We start from the raw sequence: 16,987 nt of genomic DNA, 5'->3' as shown, positions 1-16,987 counted from the left end.
AAGATCGTTTTTGGTGATCGTCCGGCAGCCCCCCGGCGTCGGCGCCCTGACCGCCGGTTTAGCCGCCGATCGGGCCGCCCTGACGCCCAGTCAGTCTCCAACACGTCTCGTCCCGCCTCCCGGCGATTCCGCAATCCCGGACGCCCGGAAAGAGTTCCCCCGGTCTCGGCGGCAAAGGAGGCTCCCGCTCTTTCCCCGGCCCCGAACGACGGCTCGTGCGGCGGGAGTGAACCTCGCCCCCCGAGGCGCCGTCCTAGAGGGCGCAATGTCGCCGGATGCCCGGCTCGGCACCGGACCCACGGTCCCTCGCAGAACAACAGGGTGCGATGTCTGTCAGGACGGATGAGGAAACGACGGGCGCGCTTTTGGGCCCCGTCCACCGCGGGTTCGGCGGCGCCTTCCACCGAGGGATCGGCAGAGCCTGCGCCCTGGCCGGCCTCCTGGACATCGCCGCGGGCGTCTTCCCGCCCTTCCGCCCCGGCCGTACGCCCGCCCTGGCCCCCGTACTCCCCGAGGCGCTCGGCCCGTCGGCGGCGGCCGTGGCGCTCGGCGCCGGAGTGGTGGCACTCCAGTTGACGCACGGTCTGCGGCGCGGCCGACGGCGGGCGTGGCGGGCCGCCGTACTGGTCCTGCCGGTCGGGGCGGCGGCGGCATACGGCTACCAGGGCTCCCCCGTGGGCGCGCTGATCTCGCTGACGCTGCTGTGCGCCCTGCTGCGCCACCGCGACCGGTTCACCGCCCCGCCCGGACCGCGCAGCCGGTGGCGGGCACTGGCCCACCTGGTGCTCATGGGCGCCGGTTCCGTCCTCCTCGGCCTGCTGATCGTCAGCGCCCACCCGCACCGCGTCGTCGGCGACCCGAGCCTGGCCGACCGTCTCACCCACGCCCTGTACGGCCTGTTCGGCGTCGAGGGCCCGGTCGCCTACCGGGGCGCCGCCTCCGCCACGGTCGCCCGCTGCCTCGGCACCCTGGGCCTGCTCACCGCCCTCACCACCCTCCATCTGGTGTTGCGCCCCCGGTACCCCGCCGTCCGTCCGAGCCGGGCGGACGCGGCCCGGCTGCGCGCCCTGCTCGCCGAGCACGGCTGCCCGGCCCGGCCGCTCGGCCGCGACGGACGCGTGGTCTTCTCCCCCAGCGGCCGGGCGGCGGTGACGTACCGCGTCGTCTCCGGCGTGATGCTGGCCGCCGGGGACCCCGTCGGGGACGCCGAGGCGTGGCCCGGCGCCATCGAACGGTTCATGGACGAGGCCCGCGCCCACGCCTGGGTCCCGGCGGTCACGGGCTGCTCCGACAGCGGCGGCGCGGTGTGGGCCCGGGAGACCGGCCTCCTCACGAGTTGCCCCGCGCCCCCTGGGCCTACGCTGAGGGCATGAGCAAGCGAACCGGCCGCCGCCGCGTGGCGGGACTGACCGCATGGGACCGCTGCGCGGTCATGGGGGTCGTCAACGTCACCCCCGACTCGTTCTCCGACGGCGGTCGCTGGTTCGACACGACGGCCGCCATCAAGCACGGCCTCGACCTGGTCGCCGAGGGCGCCGACCTGGTCGACGTCGGCGGTGAGTCCACCCGCCCCGGCGCCACCCGGGTCGACGAGGACGAGGAACTGCGGCGCGTCGTGCCGGTGGTGCGCGGACTGGCCTCCGAGGGCGTCACCGTCTCCGTCGACACCATGCGCGCCAGCGTCGCCGAGCAGTCCCTCGCGGCGGGCGCGGCCCTGGTCAACGACGTCTCCGGCGGCCTCGCCGACCCCCGCATGATCCCGGTCGTCGCGGACGCCGGCGCCCCCTTCGTCGTCATGCACTGGCGCGGCCTGCTGGAGGCCGGCAACGTGCGCGGGACGTACGACGACGTCGTCGCCGAGGTCACCGGCGAACTGCACGCACGCGTGGAGCGCGTCCTGGCGGGCGGCATCGCCCCCGACCGCGTGATCGTCGACCCCGGCCTCGGCTTCTCCAAGGACGCCGAGCACGACCTCGTCCTGCTGGCCCGCCTCGACCGACTGCTGGGCCTCGGCCACCCGCTGCTGGTCGCCGCCTCCCGCAAGCGTTTCCTCGGCCGGGTCCTCGCCGGTCCCGGGGGTTCCCCGCCGCCCGCGCGGGAGCGCGACGCCGCCACCGCCGCGGTCTCCGCGCTCGCCGCCCACGCCGGGGCCTGGGCGGTGCGCGTGCACGAGGTGCGCGCCACGGCGGACGCGGTACGGGTCGCCCGCGCCATCGAGGGAGCACACACCACGGACACCACGGCCGCCGCCAACACCACGGACACCACCGACACCACGCGCGCCACGGACACCACGGCCGCCACCAACACCACGCGCACCACGGACACCACGCGCGCCCACGAAACACCACGCGCGGGAACCGGCGCGCCCCCGGAGCCCGAAGCACCTCCGCAAGCCGGATCGCACTCCGGCGCCGAGGGCGCTGAAGGAGCCCGGTGAGCGCCCCCCACATCGACGTGGAAGAGGTCGAGGCCGCCAACTCGGCCTACTACGAGGCCCAGGAGTCCGGCGACTTCGAACGGCTCACCTCGCTCTGGCTCACCCCGTCCGACCTGGGCGTCGACGAGACGTACCACGACCCGGCGGACACCGGCGTGATCTCCTGCGTGCACCCCGGCTGGCCGGTGCTGACCGGCCGCGGCGAGGTCCTGAGGTCGTACGCGCTGATCATGGCGAACACCGACTACATCCAGTTCTTCCTCACCGACACGCATGTCTCGGTCACCGGCGACACCGCCGTGGTGACCTGCACGGAGAACATCCTCAGCGGCGGCCCCGCCCCCGGCGACGGCGGCGAGCTGGGCCCGCTCGTCGGCCAGCTCGTGGTCGCCACCAACGTGTTCCGGCGCACCGCCGACGGCTGGAAGCTCTGGTCGCACCACGCCTCCCCGGTCCTCGCCGAGACCGACGAGGAGGAGGGCGAGGAATCGCCCTCCTGAGTGGGTACGCGGCTGGAAGACGCCCCTCCCGCGGCCCCGAGGCCCGGCGCTGTCGGTGCCCGCGGGTAGATTCGACCGTGGCCGGTGAGCCGCCCGCACACGGCACCGACCGGCCGAGACCGACGACTGCAGGAGTGATTCGGGTGGATCGTGTCGCGCTGCGCGGCCTGAAGGGCCGTGGGTACCACGGCGTGTTCCCCAAGGAGCGCGAGGACGGCCAGACCTTCCTCGTGGACATCGTCCTTGGCCTGGACACCCGTCCGGCCGCGGCCGACGACGACCTGACGAAGACCGTGCACTACGGCATCGTGGCGGAGGAGGTCGTGGCCGTCGTCGAGGGCGAGCCCGTCAACCTCGTCGAGACGCTCGCCGAGCGCATCGCCCAGGTCTGCCTGAAGCACGAGGGCGTCCAGGAGGTCGAGGTCTGCGTGCACAAGCCGGACGCGCCGATCACGGTCCCCTTCGACGACGTGACCGTCACCATCACCCGGAGCCGAGTATGAGCGCCCCGTTCGCCCAGGGCCCCAGCGACCCGATCGTCCAGCCGGTGCCCGCCTCGGTCGTCGAGCGGGTCGACGCGGCCGACACGACGCTGTCCAACCCCCGGCGCGCGGTCATCTCCCTCGGCGCCAACCTCGGCAACCGGCTGGAGACCCTCCAGGGCGCCATCGACGCGCTGGAGGACACCCCGGGCGTGCGCGTCAAAGGGGTCTCCCCGGTCTACGAGACCGAGCCGTGGGGCGTCGAGCCCGGCACCCAGCCGTCGTATCTCAACGCGGTCGTGGTCCTGAAGACCACCCTGCCCCCGTCCTCCCTGCTGGAGCGGGCGCACGCCGTCGAGGAGGCGTTCCACCGGGTCCGCGACGAGCGCTGGGGCCCGCGCACCCTGGACGTCGACATCGTCTCCTACGCCGACGTGGTCTCCGACGACCCGCGGCTCACCCTGCCCCACCCCCGGGCCCACGAGCGCGCCTTCGTCCTCGCCCCCTGGCACGATCTGGACCCCGGGGCCCGGCTCCCCGGCCGCGGCCCGGTCGCCGACCTCCTGGGCACGGTGACCCGGGACGGCGTCGCCTCCCGCGCCGACCTGGAACTCCGGCTGCCCGAGTAGTCGTTAAGGTCAAGCACGACCACTCGGCGCCGGCACGACCACCTGCGTCGGCACGACCATGTGCGGGGAACCGAAGGGACACCGTGAAAGAGCTGCGCATCAGGACGCTGGCCGGCGTGTTCGCCGTCGCCGGGGTCCTGTGCTGGGCGGGCGCCCGCCTGTGGAACTCGGTCGGGACGCTCCCCAGCGTCCCCCTCGCCGCCCCCCTCGTCCTCGCGGCGATCGCCGCGATCCTGCTGGCCATCGCCCTCTCCCTGCGCGCCCGGCTGCGCGCCCAGCGCGACCGGGTCCCCGGCGCCAAGGGCGTCGACCCGCTGATGGCGGCCCGCGCCGTCGTCTTCGGACAGGCCAGCGCCCTGGTCGCCGCCCTGGTCGCCGGGATGTACGGCGGCACGGCGGTCTTCCTGCTGGAGTCCCTGGAGATCCCCGCCCGCCGCGACCAGGCGATCTACGCCGGCTGCTCGGTCGTGGCCGGCATCGCCGTCATAGCGGCCGCCATGTTCCTGGAGCGGGTCTGCCGGCTCCCCGAGGACGACGACGACCACCCGGGCGCGGCACCGGCGGCGTGACCCCGTGACCCGCGCCGGCGCCCGCTCCGGCGGGCGTCAGCGGGCCATGATGAGGCTCATCGCCTCCGCACGCGTCGCCGCGTCCCGCAACTGGCCGCGCACCGCCGAGGTGAGCGTCTTCGCGCCGGGCTTGCGGATACCGCGCATCGACATGCACATGTGCTCGCACTCCACCACGACGATCACCCCGCGCGGCTCCAGGATCTCCATCAGGGAGTCCGCTATCTGCGTGGTGAGCCGTTCCTGCACCTGCGGACGCCGGGCGTAGACGTCCACGAGACGGGCCAGCTTGGACAGCCCGGTGATCTTGCCGCTGGTGGACGGGATGTACCCGACGTGGGCGACACCGCGGAACGGCACCAGGTGGTGCTCGCACGTCGAGTACACCTCGATGTCCTTGACGAGCACCATCTCGTCATGACCGAGGTCGAACGTCGTCGTCAGCACGTCCTCGGGCTCCTGCCACAGTCCGGCGAAGATCTCCCTGTACGCCCGCGCCACCCGGGCCGGCGTCTCCTTCAGACCCTCGCGGTCCGGGTCCTCGCCGACCGCGATCAGCAGTTCGCGTACGGCGTTCTCCGCCCGTTTCTCGTCGAACTCGCCGATCCGGCCCTGGCCGTCCAGCGTCACGGGGTCGGTCATCTGGTGCCTCGTTCCTGTCTGTCATGCATGGCCCGGAAATGGCCGAATGCCGCAGCCCCCAGGCTAGAACCTGGGGGCTGCGGCATTCATTCCGGGCCGGTGGAGGCCGCCGGGGAGGCCGTGATCAGCTCTCCGGACGGTCCTCCGGAGCGCGCTCCGGGGCCGGGGCGGGCTCCACCGTGGTGCTCTTGGTGGTGATCGACGCCGTCGTGCCGTTCGCCCCGTTCGTCAGGGCCAGCTCCTTGGGGGAGAGCACCGGCGGACGGGTGGACGGCGTACGCCGGGACGAGCCCGTCCACGCGGGACGCGGCGGGCGCTTGACGATCGGCGCGAAGATCTCGGCGATCTCCTCCTTGCCCAGGGTCTCCTTCTCCAGGAGGGCCAGGACCAGGTTGTCGAGGACGTCGCGGTTCTCGACCAGGATCTCCCACGCCTCGTTGTGCGCGGTCTCGATGAGCTTCTTGACCTCTTCGTCGACCAGCGCGGCGACCTCTTCCGAGTAGTCGCGCTGGTGGGCCATCTCCCGCCCGAGGAACGGTTCGGTGTTGTCGCCGCCGAACTTGATGGCACCGAGCCGCTCGGTCATGCCGTACTGCGTGACCATGGCCCGCGCCAGGCCGGTGGCCTTCTCGATGTCGTTGGCGGCACCGGTGGTCGGGTCGTGGAAGACCAGTTCCTCGGCCGCCCGGCCGCCCAGCATGTAGGCGAGCTGGTCGAGCATCTCGTTGCGGGTGGTCGAGTACTTGTCCTCGTCCGGGAGCACCATCGTGTAGCCCAGGGCACGGCCGCGGGACAGGATGGTGATCTTGTGGACCGGGTCGGAGTTCGGTGAGGCCGCCGCGACCAGGGCGTGTCCGCCCTCGTGGTACGCGGTGATCTTCTTCTCCTTGTCCGACATGATCCGGGTCCGCTTCTGCGGTCCGGCCACCACGCGGTCGATCGCCTCGTCCAGCATGTGGTTGTCGATCAGCTTGCGGTCGCTGCGGGCCGTCAGCAGGGCGGCCTCGTTCAGCACGTTGGCCAGATCGGCACCGGTCATGCCGGGCGTGCGCCGGGCGACGGCCGCCAGGTCGACGTCCGGGGCGACCGGCTTGCCCTTCTGGTGGACCTTGAGGATCGCCAGACGGCCCTGCATGTCCGGGCGGTCGACCGCGATCTGCCGGTCGAAGCGGCCGGGGCGCAGCAGCGCCGGGTCCAGGATGTCGGGCCGGTTCGTCGCGGCGATGAGGATCACGCCGCCCTTGACGTCGAAGCCGTCCATCTCGACGAGGAGCTGGTTCAGCGTCTGCTCGCGCTCGTCGTGACCGCCGCCGAGGCCGGCGCCGCGGTGGCGGCCGACCGCGTCGATCTCGTCGACGAAGACGATCGCCGGAGCGTTCGCCTTGGCCTGCTCGAAGAGGTCACGGACCCGGGAGGCACCGACACCGACGAACATCTCGACGAAGTCGGAACCCGAGATCGAGTAGAACGGGACGCCCGCCTCGCCGGCCACGGCCCGAGCGAGCAGCGTCTTGCCGGTGCCGGGGGGCCCGTAGAGCAGCACGCCCTTGGGGATCTTGGCGCCGACGGCCTGGAACTTCGCCGGCTCCTGGAGGAACTCCTTGATCTCGTGCAGCTCCTCGACGGCCTCGTCCGACCCGGCGACGTCCGAGAACGTCGTCTTGGGGGTGTCCTTGGTGATGAGCTTGGCCTTGGACTTGCCGAAGTTCATGACCCGGGAGCCGCCGCCCTGCATCTGATTCATCAGGAACAGGAAGATGATCACGATGAGGATCAGGGGCAGCATGAAGGAGATCAGAATCCCGACGAACGGGTTCTGCTTCGACGGCGAGACCGTGTAGCCGTCCGGGATCTGCTTGTCCTGGTACTTGTTCTGCAGCGTGTTGGCGATGTCCACGCCCTGATCGCCGATGTAGCTCGCCTGGATCTTCGAGCTGCCCTCGACCTTTTCGCCATCCTTGAGCTGGACCTTGATGGTCTGCTCGTCACCGGTGGTCAGTTTGGCCGACTCGACCTTGTTCTGGTTGATCGCCTGGACGACCTGGCCCGTGTCAACCGTCTTGTAGCCGCCGGACGAGCCGACGACCTGCATCAACACGACCACGGCAAGGACGGCCAGCACGATCCACATGACCGGCCCACGGAAGTATCGCTTCACGTCCATCCACACGGAGCGGTGCCGCCCCGTCCCTCCTGCCATAGTGAGTTTGATAAGACAGTTCTTCTGACGGTACCCCAGCCTGGCACCGCGAAGCGGCACGGGAGGGCTGGCGTTCCCCTCTGCATGCTCCAACGGCGCGAGGGCCGCCGGGGTTCCCGGCGCCCCGGCGCGATGCCGCCGAAGGGCCTTGCTAGCCGCCGTAGACGTGGGGTGCGAGCGTGCCGACGAACGGGAGGTTCCGGTACTTCTCGGCGTAGTCCAGGCCGTAGCCGACGACGAACTCGTTGGGGATGTCGAAGCCGACCCACTCCACGTCGATGGCGACCTTGGCGGCGTCGGGCTTGCGCAGCAGCGTGCACACCTTCAGGGAGGCGGGCTCGCGCGAGCCGAGGTTGGACAGCAGCCAGGACAGGGTCAGCCCGGAGTCGATGATGTCCTCGACGATCAGGACGTGCCGGCCCTTGATGTCGGTGTCGAGGTCCTTGAGGATGCGCACCACACCGGAGGACTGGGTGCCCGCGCCGTACGAGGACACCGCCATCCAGTCCATGGTGACCGGGGTGGACAGCGCCCGCGCGAGGTCGGCCATGACCATCACCGCGCCCTTGAGGACCCCTACGATGAGCAGGTCCTTGCCCGCGTACTCCGCGTCGATCTTCGCGGCCAGTTCGGCCAGCTTCGCGTCGATCTCTTCCTTGGTGATGAGCACCTGCTGGAGATCGGCGCCCATGTCTTTCGCGTCCACCCGCATCACTTTCGGTCGTCCCACCGGCCCCGGCCGGGCCACCCGCTCGGCTCCGCCTGGGGCGGCCCTCGCCGGGGTCCGGATTCAGCCTTGCCGGATCACCAGTCTGCCACCCTGCCGCCGGGCGACGACCCGGCCGGGGAGGTTGATGGCTCCCTGGCCGCGCCAGCTCGTGATCAGACGGTCGACTTCCTCGATGTGCCGGGCGAACAGCGAACCGGCCGGACAACCGGCCTCGATGGCGGCGCGGCGCAGAATCCGGCGGCGTACCGCGGGCGGCAGGGCGTAGAGCTTGCCGCACTCCAGGCGGCCGGCGCCGTCGCGGACCCCGGCCTCGGCCTCGCGGGCCCAGCAGTCGAGGGCGTCGGCGTCGTCCCGGGAGAGCTGGGCCGTCCGGGCGAGGGCCTCCACCACGCCCTTGCCGAGGGCCTTCTCCAGGGCGGGCAGACCCTCGTGGCGCAGCCGGGAGCGGGTGTAGGCCGGGTCGGCGTTGTGCGGGTCGTCCCAGACCGGCAGGGACTGGACCATGCAGGCCTTGCGGGCGGTCTGCCGGTCCAACTGGAGGAAGGGGCGCCGGTAGCGTCCGCCGGCCCCCGAGACCGCGGCCATGCCGGACAGGGAGCGGATGCCGGAGCCTCGGGCGAGGCCCAGCAGGACGGTCTCGGCCTGGTCGTCGCGGGTGTGGCCGAGCAGGACGGCGGCGGCGCCGTGCCGCTCGGCGGCGGCGTCCAGGGCGGCGTAGCGGGCGTCGCGGGCGGCGGCCTCGGGTCCGCCGTCGCGGCCGACGGACACGGTGACGGACTCCACCGGGTCCAGGCCGAGGGCGCGCAGGCGCAGGACGACCTCCTCGGCCCGCAGGTCGGAGCCGGGCTGGAGGCCGTGGTCGACGGTGATGCCGCCGGCCCGGACGCCGAGCCGGGGGGCCTCGAAGGCGAGCGCGGAGGCGAGCGCCATGGAGTCGGCGCCGCCGGAGCACGCCACGAGGACGAGCGGCGCGGGGGGCCGCTCCATCGTCGCCCCGGGCGCCGCGTCCCGTGCCCCCGCCCGTCCCGCCGTACGCCCGGCCTCCCGGGCGGCCGTACGACCGGACTCGTGCGTGGCCGCGGACGGGAACTCGGCGGAGCCGGTCCGCGCGAGGCCGGCGGTCGGCACCTCCCGCTGGGCGCCGAGCGGGAACTCGCGCGGCCCCGCGGACGGCATCTCGGGGGAGCCCGCGGCCGGGCGCCCGGACGTGCGGCCGGGGGAGGCCGCGGAGGGGAACGCGCCGGTGGCGCCGGTCGGGAAGCCGGCCGCGGTCCCGGACGGGAGGCCGGGGGAGGCTCCGGGTTCGCTGTGGTGTTCGGTCAGGATGTCGTGGAGGACGCGGCGGACCGCCAGACGTATCGCCGCGACCGCAGGATGGGGACCCATGTCCGGTGCCCTTCATGAAGTTATCGGGGGGTGTACCGCGTTTCCGTCACGCAGAGTGTGTAGATGGTGACAGAAACGCGGCGTGCCCCGAGCATCGCACGCTTGCCGGGGGCCCCACGGTCCCTCGGACGGGTGATTGAAGGGGCGTTCGCCTGCCGTCGGCCGCTTTCTGTCACTCCCCTTCCGTTTCGCCTCACAGATCGGTCTTGCGGTGCACCCGCGCGACCCAGTCCGCCGGTTCGGCGATCTCCGACTTGGTGGGGAGGGTGTTGGGCGAGGTCCACACCCGGTTGAAGCCGTCCATGCCGACCTCGTCGACGACCGCCCGTACGAAGCGCTCGCCGTCCCGGTACTGGCGGAGCTTGGCGTCCAGGCCGAGCAGCTTGCGCAGGGCCAGGTCGAGGCGGGAGGCGCCCTTGGCGCGGCGCTGCTGGAACTTCTCGCGGATCTCCCCGACGCTCGGCACGACCTGCGGCCCGACGCCGTCCATCACGAAGTCGGCGTGGCCCTCCAGCAGGGACATCACGGCGGTGAGGCGGCCGAGGATCTCGCGCTGCGCGGGGGTCTGCACCAGTTCGACCAGGGACCGGCCGCCGTCCTCCTCCTCGCCCTCGGGGCGCCCGCCGGCCAGCGTCTGGGCGGCCTCGCGGACGCGTTCGAGGACGGTCATCGGGTCGACGTCGGTCTCCTCCAGGAAGGACTGGATCTCGCCCCGCAGGTGGTCGCGCAGCCAGGGCACGGCCGTGAACTGGGTGCGGTGGGTCTCCTCGTGCAGGCAGACCCAGAGCCGGAAGTCGTGCGGGGCGACGTCGAGTTCGCGTTCGACGTGGACGATGTTGGGGGCGACCAGGAGCAGCCGGCCGCCGCCGTCGGCCCCGGCGGGCAGTTCCCGGGTGGCGGGGGCGAAGGTCTCGTACTGGCCGAGGACCCGGGAGGACAGGAAGGACAGCAGCATCCCCAGCTCCACGCCGGTGACCTTACCGCCGACGGCGCCGAGCACCGCGCCGCCCGGGGAGGAGCCGCGGCGCTGCTGCATCTTGTCGAGCAGGGGTTTGAGCAGCTCACGGAAGCCGGCCACGTTGGCCCGGACCCAGCCGGGCCGGTCCACGACGAGGACGGGGGTGTCGTCGCCCGCCTCGGAGACCATCCGGGTGAAGGCCCGGACGTGTTCCTCCGAGACCTTGGCGTGCCGGCGGAGTTCCGCCACCACGGCTCGGGCCTCGTCGCGGCTGACCTCTGGGCCCGGCCGTACCAGGCGGGTCGCGGTCGCCACCGCGAGGTTCCAGTCGACCATCCCGGAAGATGCGGCACCACCGATGCTCGTCATGCGTCAACCGTACGTGAGCCCCGCCGCCGGGGGCAGGCCGTGCGGGGTCCGGGAAACGCGGGCGGTCAGCGGCAGCCGCAGTCGGCGAGGGCGCCCGCCAGGCGGTCCAGGGCCGTCTGGGCCGCCTCCGGGTCGGTGGTGTCCGAGGCGAAGAAGGCGAAGCCGAGGGTTCGGCCGTCCCGGGTGACCACGGTGCCGGCGAGGGTGTTCACGCCGGTCAGGGTGCCGGTCTTGGCACGGACGACCCCGGCGGCGCCGCCGGGGTAGCGGTCGGCGAGGGTGCCGGTGAAGTGGGCGATCGGGAGGCCGGTGAGGGCGGCGCGCAGGCCGGGACGGCCGGGGTCGGCGGCGGTGGCGAGCAGCTCGGTGAGCAGGCCGGCGGTGAGGCGGTCGGCGCGGTCCAGGCCGCTGCCGTCGCGGAACTCGCTGCCCGCCACCGGCAGGCCGAGGTGCTTGAGCCGGCCGGCGACGGCCGCGGCGCCGCCCGCGAAGTCGGCCCGCCGGCCGGCGGCGACGGCGGTGTGCCGCAGCAGGGCCTCGCCGAGGTCGTTGTCGCTGTTGGTGAGCATCCGCTCGACCAGGGCGGACAGCGGCGGCGAGGCGACGGCGGCGAGGGGTTCGGCGCGGCCGGTCGCCTTGGACGGGCCGGGCGGCGACACCTTGACGCCGTGCGAGCGCAGCAGTCCGGCGAAGGTGCGGGCGGCGTCGGCCGCGGGGTCGCTCACGCGCGGGGCGGGGCCGCTGGTGGAGCCGTCGGTGCGGCCCTCGTCGGCCATCAGGGCGGTGACGCGGGCGAGGTTGTCGTTGACCCCGATCGGGTGCATCTCGGAACCGGCGAACAGCGAGGTGTCGTACGACAGCGTCACCCGCGTGACGTCACGTTTCTGCAGGGCGGCGGCGGTCTTGTCCGCGAGGGTGCGCAGGGAGGCGAGGCCCTTGGCGTCCTTCCGGGCGGTGAGGGTGGGGTCGCCGCCGCCGACCAGGACGAGTTCGCCGGTGTCGGCCTCGTAGGCGGTCCGGGTGGTGAGGCGGTGGTCGGGGCCGAGGGCACTGAGGGCGGCGACCGCAGTGGCGATCTTGGTGGTGGAGGCGGGCGTGAGGGACTCCTCGACGGCGGTGCCGTACAGGCGTCTTCCGGTGGCGAGGTCGACCACGGAGGCGGCGTGGCGGGAGCCGAGCGCGGGGTCCTCGAGCAGCGGGCCCAGTACGTCGGCCAGGGCTGCGCCGCGCGGGGCCGCGGGGGCGGCGCCGGAGGTGCCGCCGAGGCCGGCCAGCACGGCGCCGGCGCTGGGCGCGGGCCGGGGCTGCCCCGCCGTACCGGAGCCGCGGCCGTGATCTGCGCCACCCGTGTGGTCCAGGGCGACTGCGCGGTCGCGCTCGGCCGTACGCTGACCCGTGGAGTCCCAGGGGCCCGCGGCGGTCACCACACCGGCGGCGAGGGCCAGTCCGGCGGTGGCGGCGCCCGCGGTGTACTGCCAGGTCTTCGGCCCGGTGAACCGTGGTGCCGTGGCCCGTGCGAACCGCGCGACCCGCGGTTCGAGGGCGCGCGCCGCGCGTGCGAGACGCGGACGTACGGCGCCCGCGGCCCGTGCGAGACGTGGTCTCGCGGCTTGCCACGGCCTCAGCTCCGGCACGATCACCAGCCCCTTTCGCGATCACACACGTGCGTGAGGGACACTTAATCACCAGAACTATGTGCTGATCATGGAGGAGCGTCCGGTGGAGTTCGACGTCACGATCGAGATCCCGAAGGGTTCGCGGAACAAGTACGAGGTGGACCACGAGACCGGTCGAATCCGCCTGGACCGCCGCCTGTTCACCTCGACCGCCTACCCGACCGACTACGGCTTCGTCGAGAACACCCTCGGTGAGGACGGTGACCCGCTGGACGCGCTGGTCATCCTGGACGAGCCGACGTTCCCGGGCTGCCTGATCCGCTGCCGCGCGATCGGCATGTTCCGGATGACGGACGAGGCCGGCGGCGACGACAAGCTGCTGTGCGTCCCGGCGACCGACCCGCGCGTGGAGCACCTGCGCGACATCCACCACGTGTCGGAGTTCGACCGCCTGGAGATCCAGCACTTCTTCGAGGTCTACAAGGACCTGGAGCCCGGCAAGTCGGTCGAGGGCGCCAACTGGGTGGGCCGTACGGACGCCGAGACCGAGATCGAGCGTTCCTACAAGCGCTTCAAGGAGCAGGGCGGCCACTGAGCCCTGACCCCCTGTCACCGACGGGCCGCACGCCGACGCGTGCGGCCCGTCCGCGTTTGGGTGCGCATACTGGGGGGTTACTGGATCTTGTGGTCGTAGGGAGCAAGGAGCACGTGAGGGACGCGGAGGACCGCAGGCAGCGGTCGGACGAGGCCAGAAGCGCCTTCCGGCAGCCCGGCGGGGTCGCGGCAGCGGCCGACGGCGAGTCGTCGACGACGTCCGAGTTCGCGCTGCCGCAGGGGCTGGCCGTCCCCCGGACGGGTGGAAGCGAGTCGGAGACGACGTCGGAGTTCGCCGTCCCCGAAGGGCTGGACGTGCCCCAGCCGGGCGGGGAGGCCGAGGGCTCGGCGTTCAGCACGCCGGCCACCTACACCCCGCACGCCTTCACGCCGCCCGCCGGCACTCCCCTGGTGAACCTCACCAAGGACGTGCCCTGGCAGGACCGGATGCGCACGATGCTGCGGATGCCGGTGACCGAGCGGCCCGCCCCGGAGACCCCGCAGCGCCACGACGACGACACCGGGCCCGCCGTGCCGAGGGTGCTGGACCTCACACTGCGGATCGGCGAGCTGCTGCTCGCGGGCGGCGAGGGGGCGGAGGACGTGGAGGCCGCGATGTTCGCGGTGTGCCGCTCCTACGGCCTGGACCGCTGCGAGCCGAACGTCACCTTCACGCTGCTGTCCATCTCCCACCAGCCGTCGCTGGTGGAGGACCCGGTGACAGCGTCGCGGACGGTACGCCGCCGGGGCACCGACTACACCCGGCTCGCGGCGGTCTTCCGGCTCGTGGACGACCTCAGCGACCCGGACACGCACATCTCGCTGGAGGAGGCGTACGGGCGGCTGGCGGAGATCCGCCGGAACCGGCACCCGTACCCGACCTGGGTGCTGACCTCGGCCAGCGGTCTGCTGGCGGGCGCGGCCTCGCTGCTGGTCGGCGGTGACGCGATCGTGTTCGTCGCGGCGCTGATCGGCGCCATGCTGGGCGACCGGCTGGCGTGGCTGTGCGCGGGGCGCGGGCTGCCGGAGTTCTACCAGTTCGCGGTGGCCGCGATGCCGCCGGCCGCGATCGGGATCGCGCTGACACTGACGCACGTGGAGGTGAAGGCGTCGGCGGTGATCACCGGCGGGCTGTTCGCGCTGCTGCCGGGGCGGGCGCTGGTCGCGGGGGTGCAGGACGGCCTGACCGGCTTCTACATCACCGCCTCGGCGCGGCTGCTGGAGGTGCTGTACTTCTTCGTCAGCATCGTCGCCGGGGTGCTGGTGGTGCTGTACTTCGGCGTCCAGGTCGGCGCCAAGCTCAATCCGGACGCGGCGCTGGGCACGGGCGACCAGCCGGTGGTGCAGATCATCGCCTCGATGCTGCTGTCGCTGGCCTTCGCGGTCCTGCTCCAGCAGGAGCGCTCCACCGTGCTGGCGGTGACCCTCAACGGGGGCGTGGCGTGGTGCGTGTACGGCGCGATGCACCGCGCGGGCGAGATCTCGCCGGTGGCGTCCACGGCCGCGGCGGCGGGGCTGGTGGGGCTGTTCGGCCAGCTCATGTCCCGGTACCGGTTCGCCTCCGCGCTGCCCTACACGACGGCGGCGATCGGGCCGCTGCTGCCGGGGTCGGCGACGTACTTCGGGCTGCTGGCGATCGCGCAGAGCGAGGTGGACCGGGGGCTGGTGTCGCTGACGAAGGCGGTGGCGCTGGCCATGGCCATCGCCATCGGCGTCAACCTCGGGTCGGAGATCTCGCGGCTGTTCCTGAAGGTGCCGGGGGCCGCGAGCGCGGCCGGGCGGCGGGCGGCCAAGCGGACGCGGGGGTTCTGACCCGAGGGGTGCCTCGGCGGGCGGACGCTGGTCCGCTGCGGCTCGTCGCGCCGGTCAGTAGCCCTGGTTGTTGTACGGCTGCTGATTGTCGTACGGCTGCTGGTCGTTGCCCTGGGGGTACTGGGGGTAGGGCTGCTGCGGGTACTGCTGGGCGTACGGCTGGTGGTTGCCGTAGTGCTGCTGCGGGGGCTGCTCGTAGGGGTCGATGCGGCGCAGTTGCGTGGTCGCCTGGTCCATCATCGGGTACGGCTGCTGATGCTGCTGGTGCTGCTGGTGCTGCTGCTGGTCCGCCGGGGGCTGGGCCGCGGCGGCCCGCTTCTTCTTGCCGCGCTCGCGGAGGTACTCGATGGCGATCGGCACGACCGAGACCAGGACGATCAGGACGAGGATCGCCTCGACGTTGGTCCGGATCAGCTCGATCTGGCCGAGCCAGTAGCCCGCGAGCGTCACGCCGGTGCCCCAGGCGACACCGCCGATCACGTTGTACGTGAGGAAGGTGCGGTACTTCATCCGGCCGGCGCCCGCCACGATGGGGGCGAAGGTGCGCACGATCGGCACGAAGCGGGCCAGCACGATCGCCTTGGGGCCGTACTTCTCCATGAACTCGTGCGCCTTCTCCAGGTTCTCCTGCTTGAAGAGTCTGGAGTTGGGCCGGCTGAAGAGCTTGGGGCCGAAGAACTTGCCGATCATGTAACCCACCTGGTCGCCGAGGACGGCGGCCAGCACGATCAGGGCGCACACCAGCCACAGCGGCTGGCTGATGTACTGGCCCTGGGCGACGAACAGGCCCGCGGTGAACAGCAGCGAGTCGCCGGGCAGGAACGCGAAGAGTCCGGACTCGGCGAAGACGATCAGCAGGATGCCGGCGAGGCTGAAGGTCTCGATCAGGTAGTCCGGGCTCAGCCACTCGGGGCCGAGCGCAAGCGTGGTCACGGGATTGTGGCTCCTGCACTGGGGGGGTGGGCGGGGGCTGGCTGACCAAACGTATCAACGCAGCCGCACGGGCCCTGGTTCCATGGGGGTACCCAGGATGCACCGTGCGGTGCCCACGGGAAACCTGGAGCACCCGCGCCCGACCGCCGCTACGCCCCCGAACACGGGCAGATCGGCCCTGTCCGTCCCGCCGCGGGCCACCCAGGACCTCCCGGCCCCACGACGACGGCGGGTGATCCGGCCGGCGGACGGCTGGATGACGCCGGTGAAGCAGGCCGTCCGCCGGCGCCCGGAAACCAGTCAGCTTCCGGTGTCCGATCCGTCCCGCCGGCGGTCCGCGTTGGCGTGGACCGCCTCGCGCAGGTGTTCCGCGAGGCCGGGGCGCAGGGCGTCGTAGTACGCCGTGAAGCGCTCGTCGGCGACGTACATGTCGGCGAGGTTCTTGTGCATCTCGTACGAGCACGCGTAGAACCAGGTGCCGATGTGCCGGCGGTGCTCCTCGGCCAGGGCCATGGCGCGCTCCCCGGTCGCGGGCTCCCCCTCGGCCATCAGCGCGCCGTAGCGCTCGCCCCAGTCGGCCGCCTCGGCCTGCATGCGCCGCCAGTCCTCCTTGGTGTAGGAGGCGGCCCGGCGCTGCGACTCCGCGTACGCCTCGGTGCCGCCCCAGCGCGCCTCGGCCTCCTCGGCGTACTGCTCGGGGTCCTGGTCCCCGAAGACCTCGAACCGTTCCTCGGGGGTGAGATCGATGCCCATCCTGCGTGCCTCCATGGCGTGTTCCACGGCCGCCGCCATCGTCCGCAGCCTCTCGATCCGGGCGGTCAGCAGCTCGTGCCGGCGGCGCAGGTGCGCGTGCGGGTCCGCGGCCGGGTCGTCGAGCAGGACGGCGACCTCGTCGAGGGGGAAGCCCAGCTCCCGGTAGAACAGGACCTGCTGGAGCCGGTCGAGGTCGGCGTCGCCGTAGCGCCGGTGCCCGGCACGGCTGCGCTCGCTCGGCACGAGCAGGCCGATGGCGTCGTAGTGGTGCAGGGTGCGCACCGTCACCCCGGCGAAACCGGCGACCTGTCCCACGGAGTAACTCACTTCCGCTCCTTTCCCTGTCACCCGCCACGCTGCCGCCTCACGCGACG

The 16,987-nt window shown here is 72.6% G+C and carries 14 protein-coding genes and 2 pseudogenes; 8 read left to right on the top strand and 8 right to left on the bottom strand.

Going from position 1 to position 16,987, the window contains the following annotated elements; translation table 11 throughout:
- Nucleotides 1–326: 326 nt before the first annotated feature.
- The 6 genes and pseudogenes from ACFY32_RS24855 to ACFY32_RS24830 form a co-directional block, all read left to right on the top strand.
- Nucleotides 327–1,328, top strand: a pseudogene (locus tag ACFY32_RS24855) (phosphatidylglycerol lysyltransferase domain-containing protein); the annotation flags it as partial.
- Nucleotides 1,329–1,369: 41 nt separating this feature from the next.
- A pseudogene (gene folP / locus ACFY32_RS24850) lies at nucleotides 1,370–2,228 on the top strand (dihydropteroate synthase); the annotation flags it as partial.
- Nucleotides 2,229–2,436: 208 nt separating this feature from the next.
- Nucleotides 2,437–2,940: a nuclear transport factor 2 family protein gene (locus tag ACFY32_RS24845; RefSeq protein WP_359200380.1), complete on the top strand. Its 504-nt coding sequence runs from the start codon at nucleotides 2,437–2,439 to the stop codon at nucleotides 2,938–2,940.
- A 143-nt stretch (nucleotides 2,941–3,083) separates the two neighbouring features.
- The gene (gene folB / locus ACFY32_RS24840; RefSeq protein WP_359200382.1) at nucleotides 3,084–3,443 is read left to right on the top strand and encodes a dihydroneopterin aldolase; all 360 of its coding nucleotides are present in this window, start codon (nucleotides 3,084–3,086) and stop codon (nucleotides 3,441–3,443) included.
- The gene (folK, locus tag ACFY32_RS24835; RefSeq protein ID WP_390675288.1) at nucleotides 3,440–4,051 is read left to right on the top strand and encodes a 2-amino-4-hydroxy-6-hydroxymethyldihydropteridine diphosphokinase; all 612 of its coding nucleotides are present in this window, start codon (nucleotides 3,440–3,442) and stop codon (nucleotides 4,049–4,051) included. The genes folB and folK overlap by 4 nt, the downstream gene beginning before the upstream one ends.
- A gap of 83 nt (nucleotides 4,052–4,134) precedes the next feature.
- On the top strand, nucleotides 4,135–4,620 hold the full coding sequence (locus ACFY32_RS24830; RefSeq protein WP_359200386.1) for a DUF3180 domain-containing protein: 486 nt from the start codon (nucleotides 4,135–4,137) through the stop codon (nucleotides 4,618–4,620).
- Between the two features lie 36 nt (nucleotides 4,621–4,656).
- Here ACFY32_RS24830 and folE read toward each other — a convergent pair whose 3' ends face one another.
- From folE to dacB, 6 genes are all read right to left on the bottom strand, one after another.
- Nucleotides 4,657–5,262, bottom strand: a complete 606-nt coding sequence (gene folE / locus ACFY32_RS24825; protein ID WP_359200388.1) for a GTP cyclohydrolase I FolE — start codon at nucleotides 5,260–5,262, stop codon at nucleotides 4,657–4,659.
- A gap of 124 nt (nucleotides 5,263–5,386) precedes the next feature.
- Entirely contained in the window at nucleotides 5,387–7,426 is a 2,040-nt protein-coding gene (ftsH, locus tag ACFY32_RS24820) for an ATP-dependent zinc metalloprotease FtsH (protein ID WP_359200484.1), read from the bottom strand.
- A 187-nt stretch (nucleotides 7,427–7,613) separates the two neighbouring features.
- Entirely contained in the window at nucleotides 7,614–8,174 is a 561-nt protein-coding gene (gene hpt, locus ACFY32_RS24815; protein ID WP_190203269.1) for a hypoxanthine phosphoribosyltransferase, read from the bottom strand.
- Between the two features lie 78 nt (nucleotides 8,175–8,252).
- Entirely contained in the window at nucleotides 8,253–9,320 is a 1,068-nt protein-coding gene (gene tilS, locus ACFY32_RS24810; protein ID WP_390675318.1) for a tRNA lysidine(34) synthetase TilS, read from the bottom strand.
- 451 nt (nucleotides 9,321–9,771) lie between these two features.
- Nucleotides 9,772–10,905: a zinc-dependent metalloprotease gene (locus ACFY32_RS24805; protein ID WP_359200392.1), complete on the bottom strand. Its 1,134-nt coding sequence runs from the start codon at nucleotides 10,903–10,905 to the stop codon at nucleotides 9,772–9,774.
- Between the two features lie 65 nt (nucleotides 10,906–10,970).
- Nucleotides 10,971–12,545 (bottom strand): D-alanyl-D-alanine carboxypeptidase/D-alanyl-D-alanine-endopeptidase, encoded by a 1,575-nt coding sequence (dacB, locus tag ACFY32_RS24800; RefSeq protein WP_390675287.1) that lies wholly within the window; start codon nucleotides 12,543–12,545, stop codon nucleotides 10,971–10,973.
- Between the two features lie 79 nt (nucleotides 12,546–12,624).
- On the opposite strand from dacB, the gene ACFY32_RS24795 reads away from it, so the two are divergent.
- Both ACFY32_RS24795 and ACFY32_RS24790 read left to right on the top strand, forming a co-directional pair.
- Entirely contained in the window at nucleotides 12,625–13,116 is a 492-nt protein-coding gene (locus ACFY32_RS24795; RefSeq protein WP_030734045.1) for an inorganic diphosphatase, read from the top strand.
- Nucleotides 13,117–13,229: 113 nt separating this feature from the next.
- Nucleotides 13,230–14,927 carry a threonine/serine exporter family protein gene (locus tag ACFY32_RS24790; protein WP_359200396.1) on the top strand — a complete coding sequence of 566 codons (1,698 nt, stop codon included), beginning with the start codon at nucleotides 13,230–13,232 and terminating at the stop codon, nucleotides 14,925–14,927.
- A 54-nt stretch (nucleotides 14,928–14,981) separates the two neighbouring features.
- Here the strand turns inward: ACFY32_RS24790 and ACFY32_RS24785 are convergent, their stop codons facing one another.
- Both ACFY32_RS24785 and ACFY32_RS24780 read right to left on the bottom strand, forming a co-directional pair.
- Nucleotides 14,982–15,860: a DedA family protein gene (locus ACFY32_RS24785; protein WP_390675286.1), complete on the bottom strand. Its 879-nt coding sequence runs from the start codon at nucleotides 15,858–15,860 to the stop codon at nucleotides 14,982–14,984.
- A gap of 300 nt (nucleotides 15,861–16,160) precedes the next feature.
- Nucleotides 16,161–16,940, bottom strand: a complete 780-nt coding sequence (locus tag ACFY32_RS24780; protein WP_359200400.1) for a MerR family transcriptional regulator — start codon at nucleotides 16,938–16,940, stop codon at nucleotides 16,161–16,163.
- Between the last annotated feature and the right edge of the window lie 47 nt (nucleotides 16,941–16,987).

The organism is Streptomyces sp. NPDC000134 (assembly GCF_042899225.1).
Taxonomy (GTDB): Bacteria; Actinomycetota; Actinomycetes; order Streptomycetales; family Streptomycetaceae; genus Streptomyces.
The sequence above is the reverse complement of the archived record's forward strand: the minus strand, read 5'-3'. Positions and strand labels throughout refer to the sequence as shown.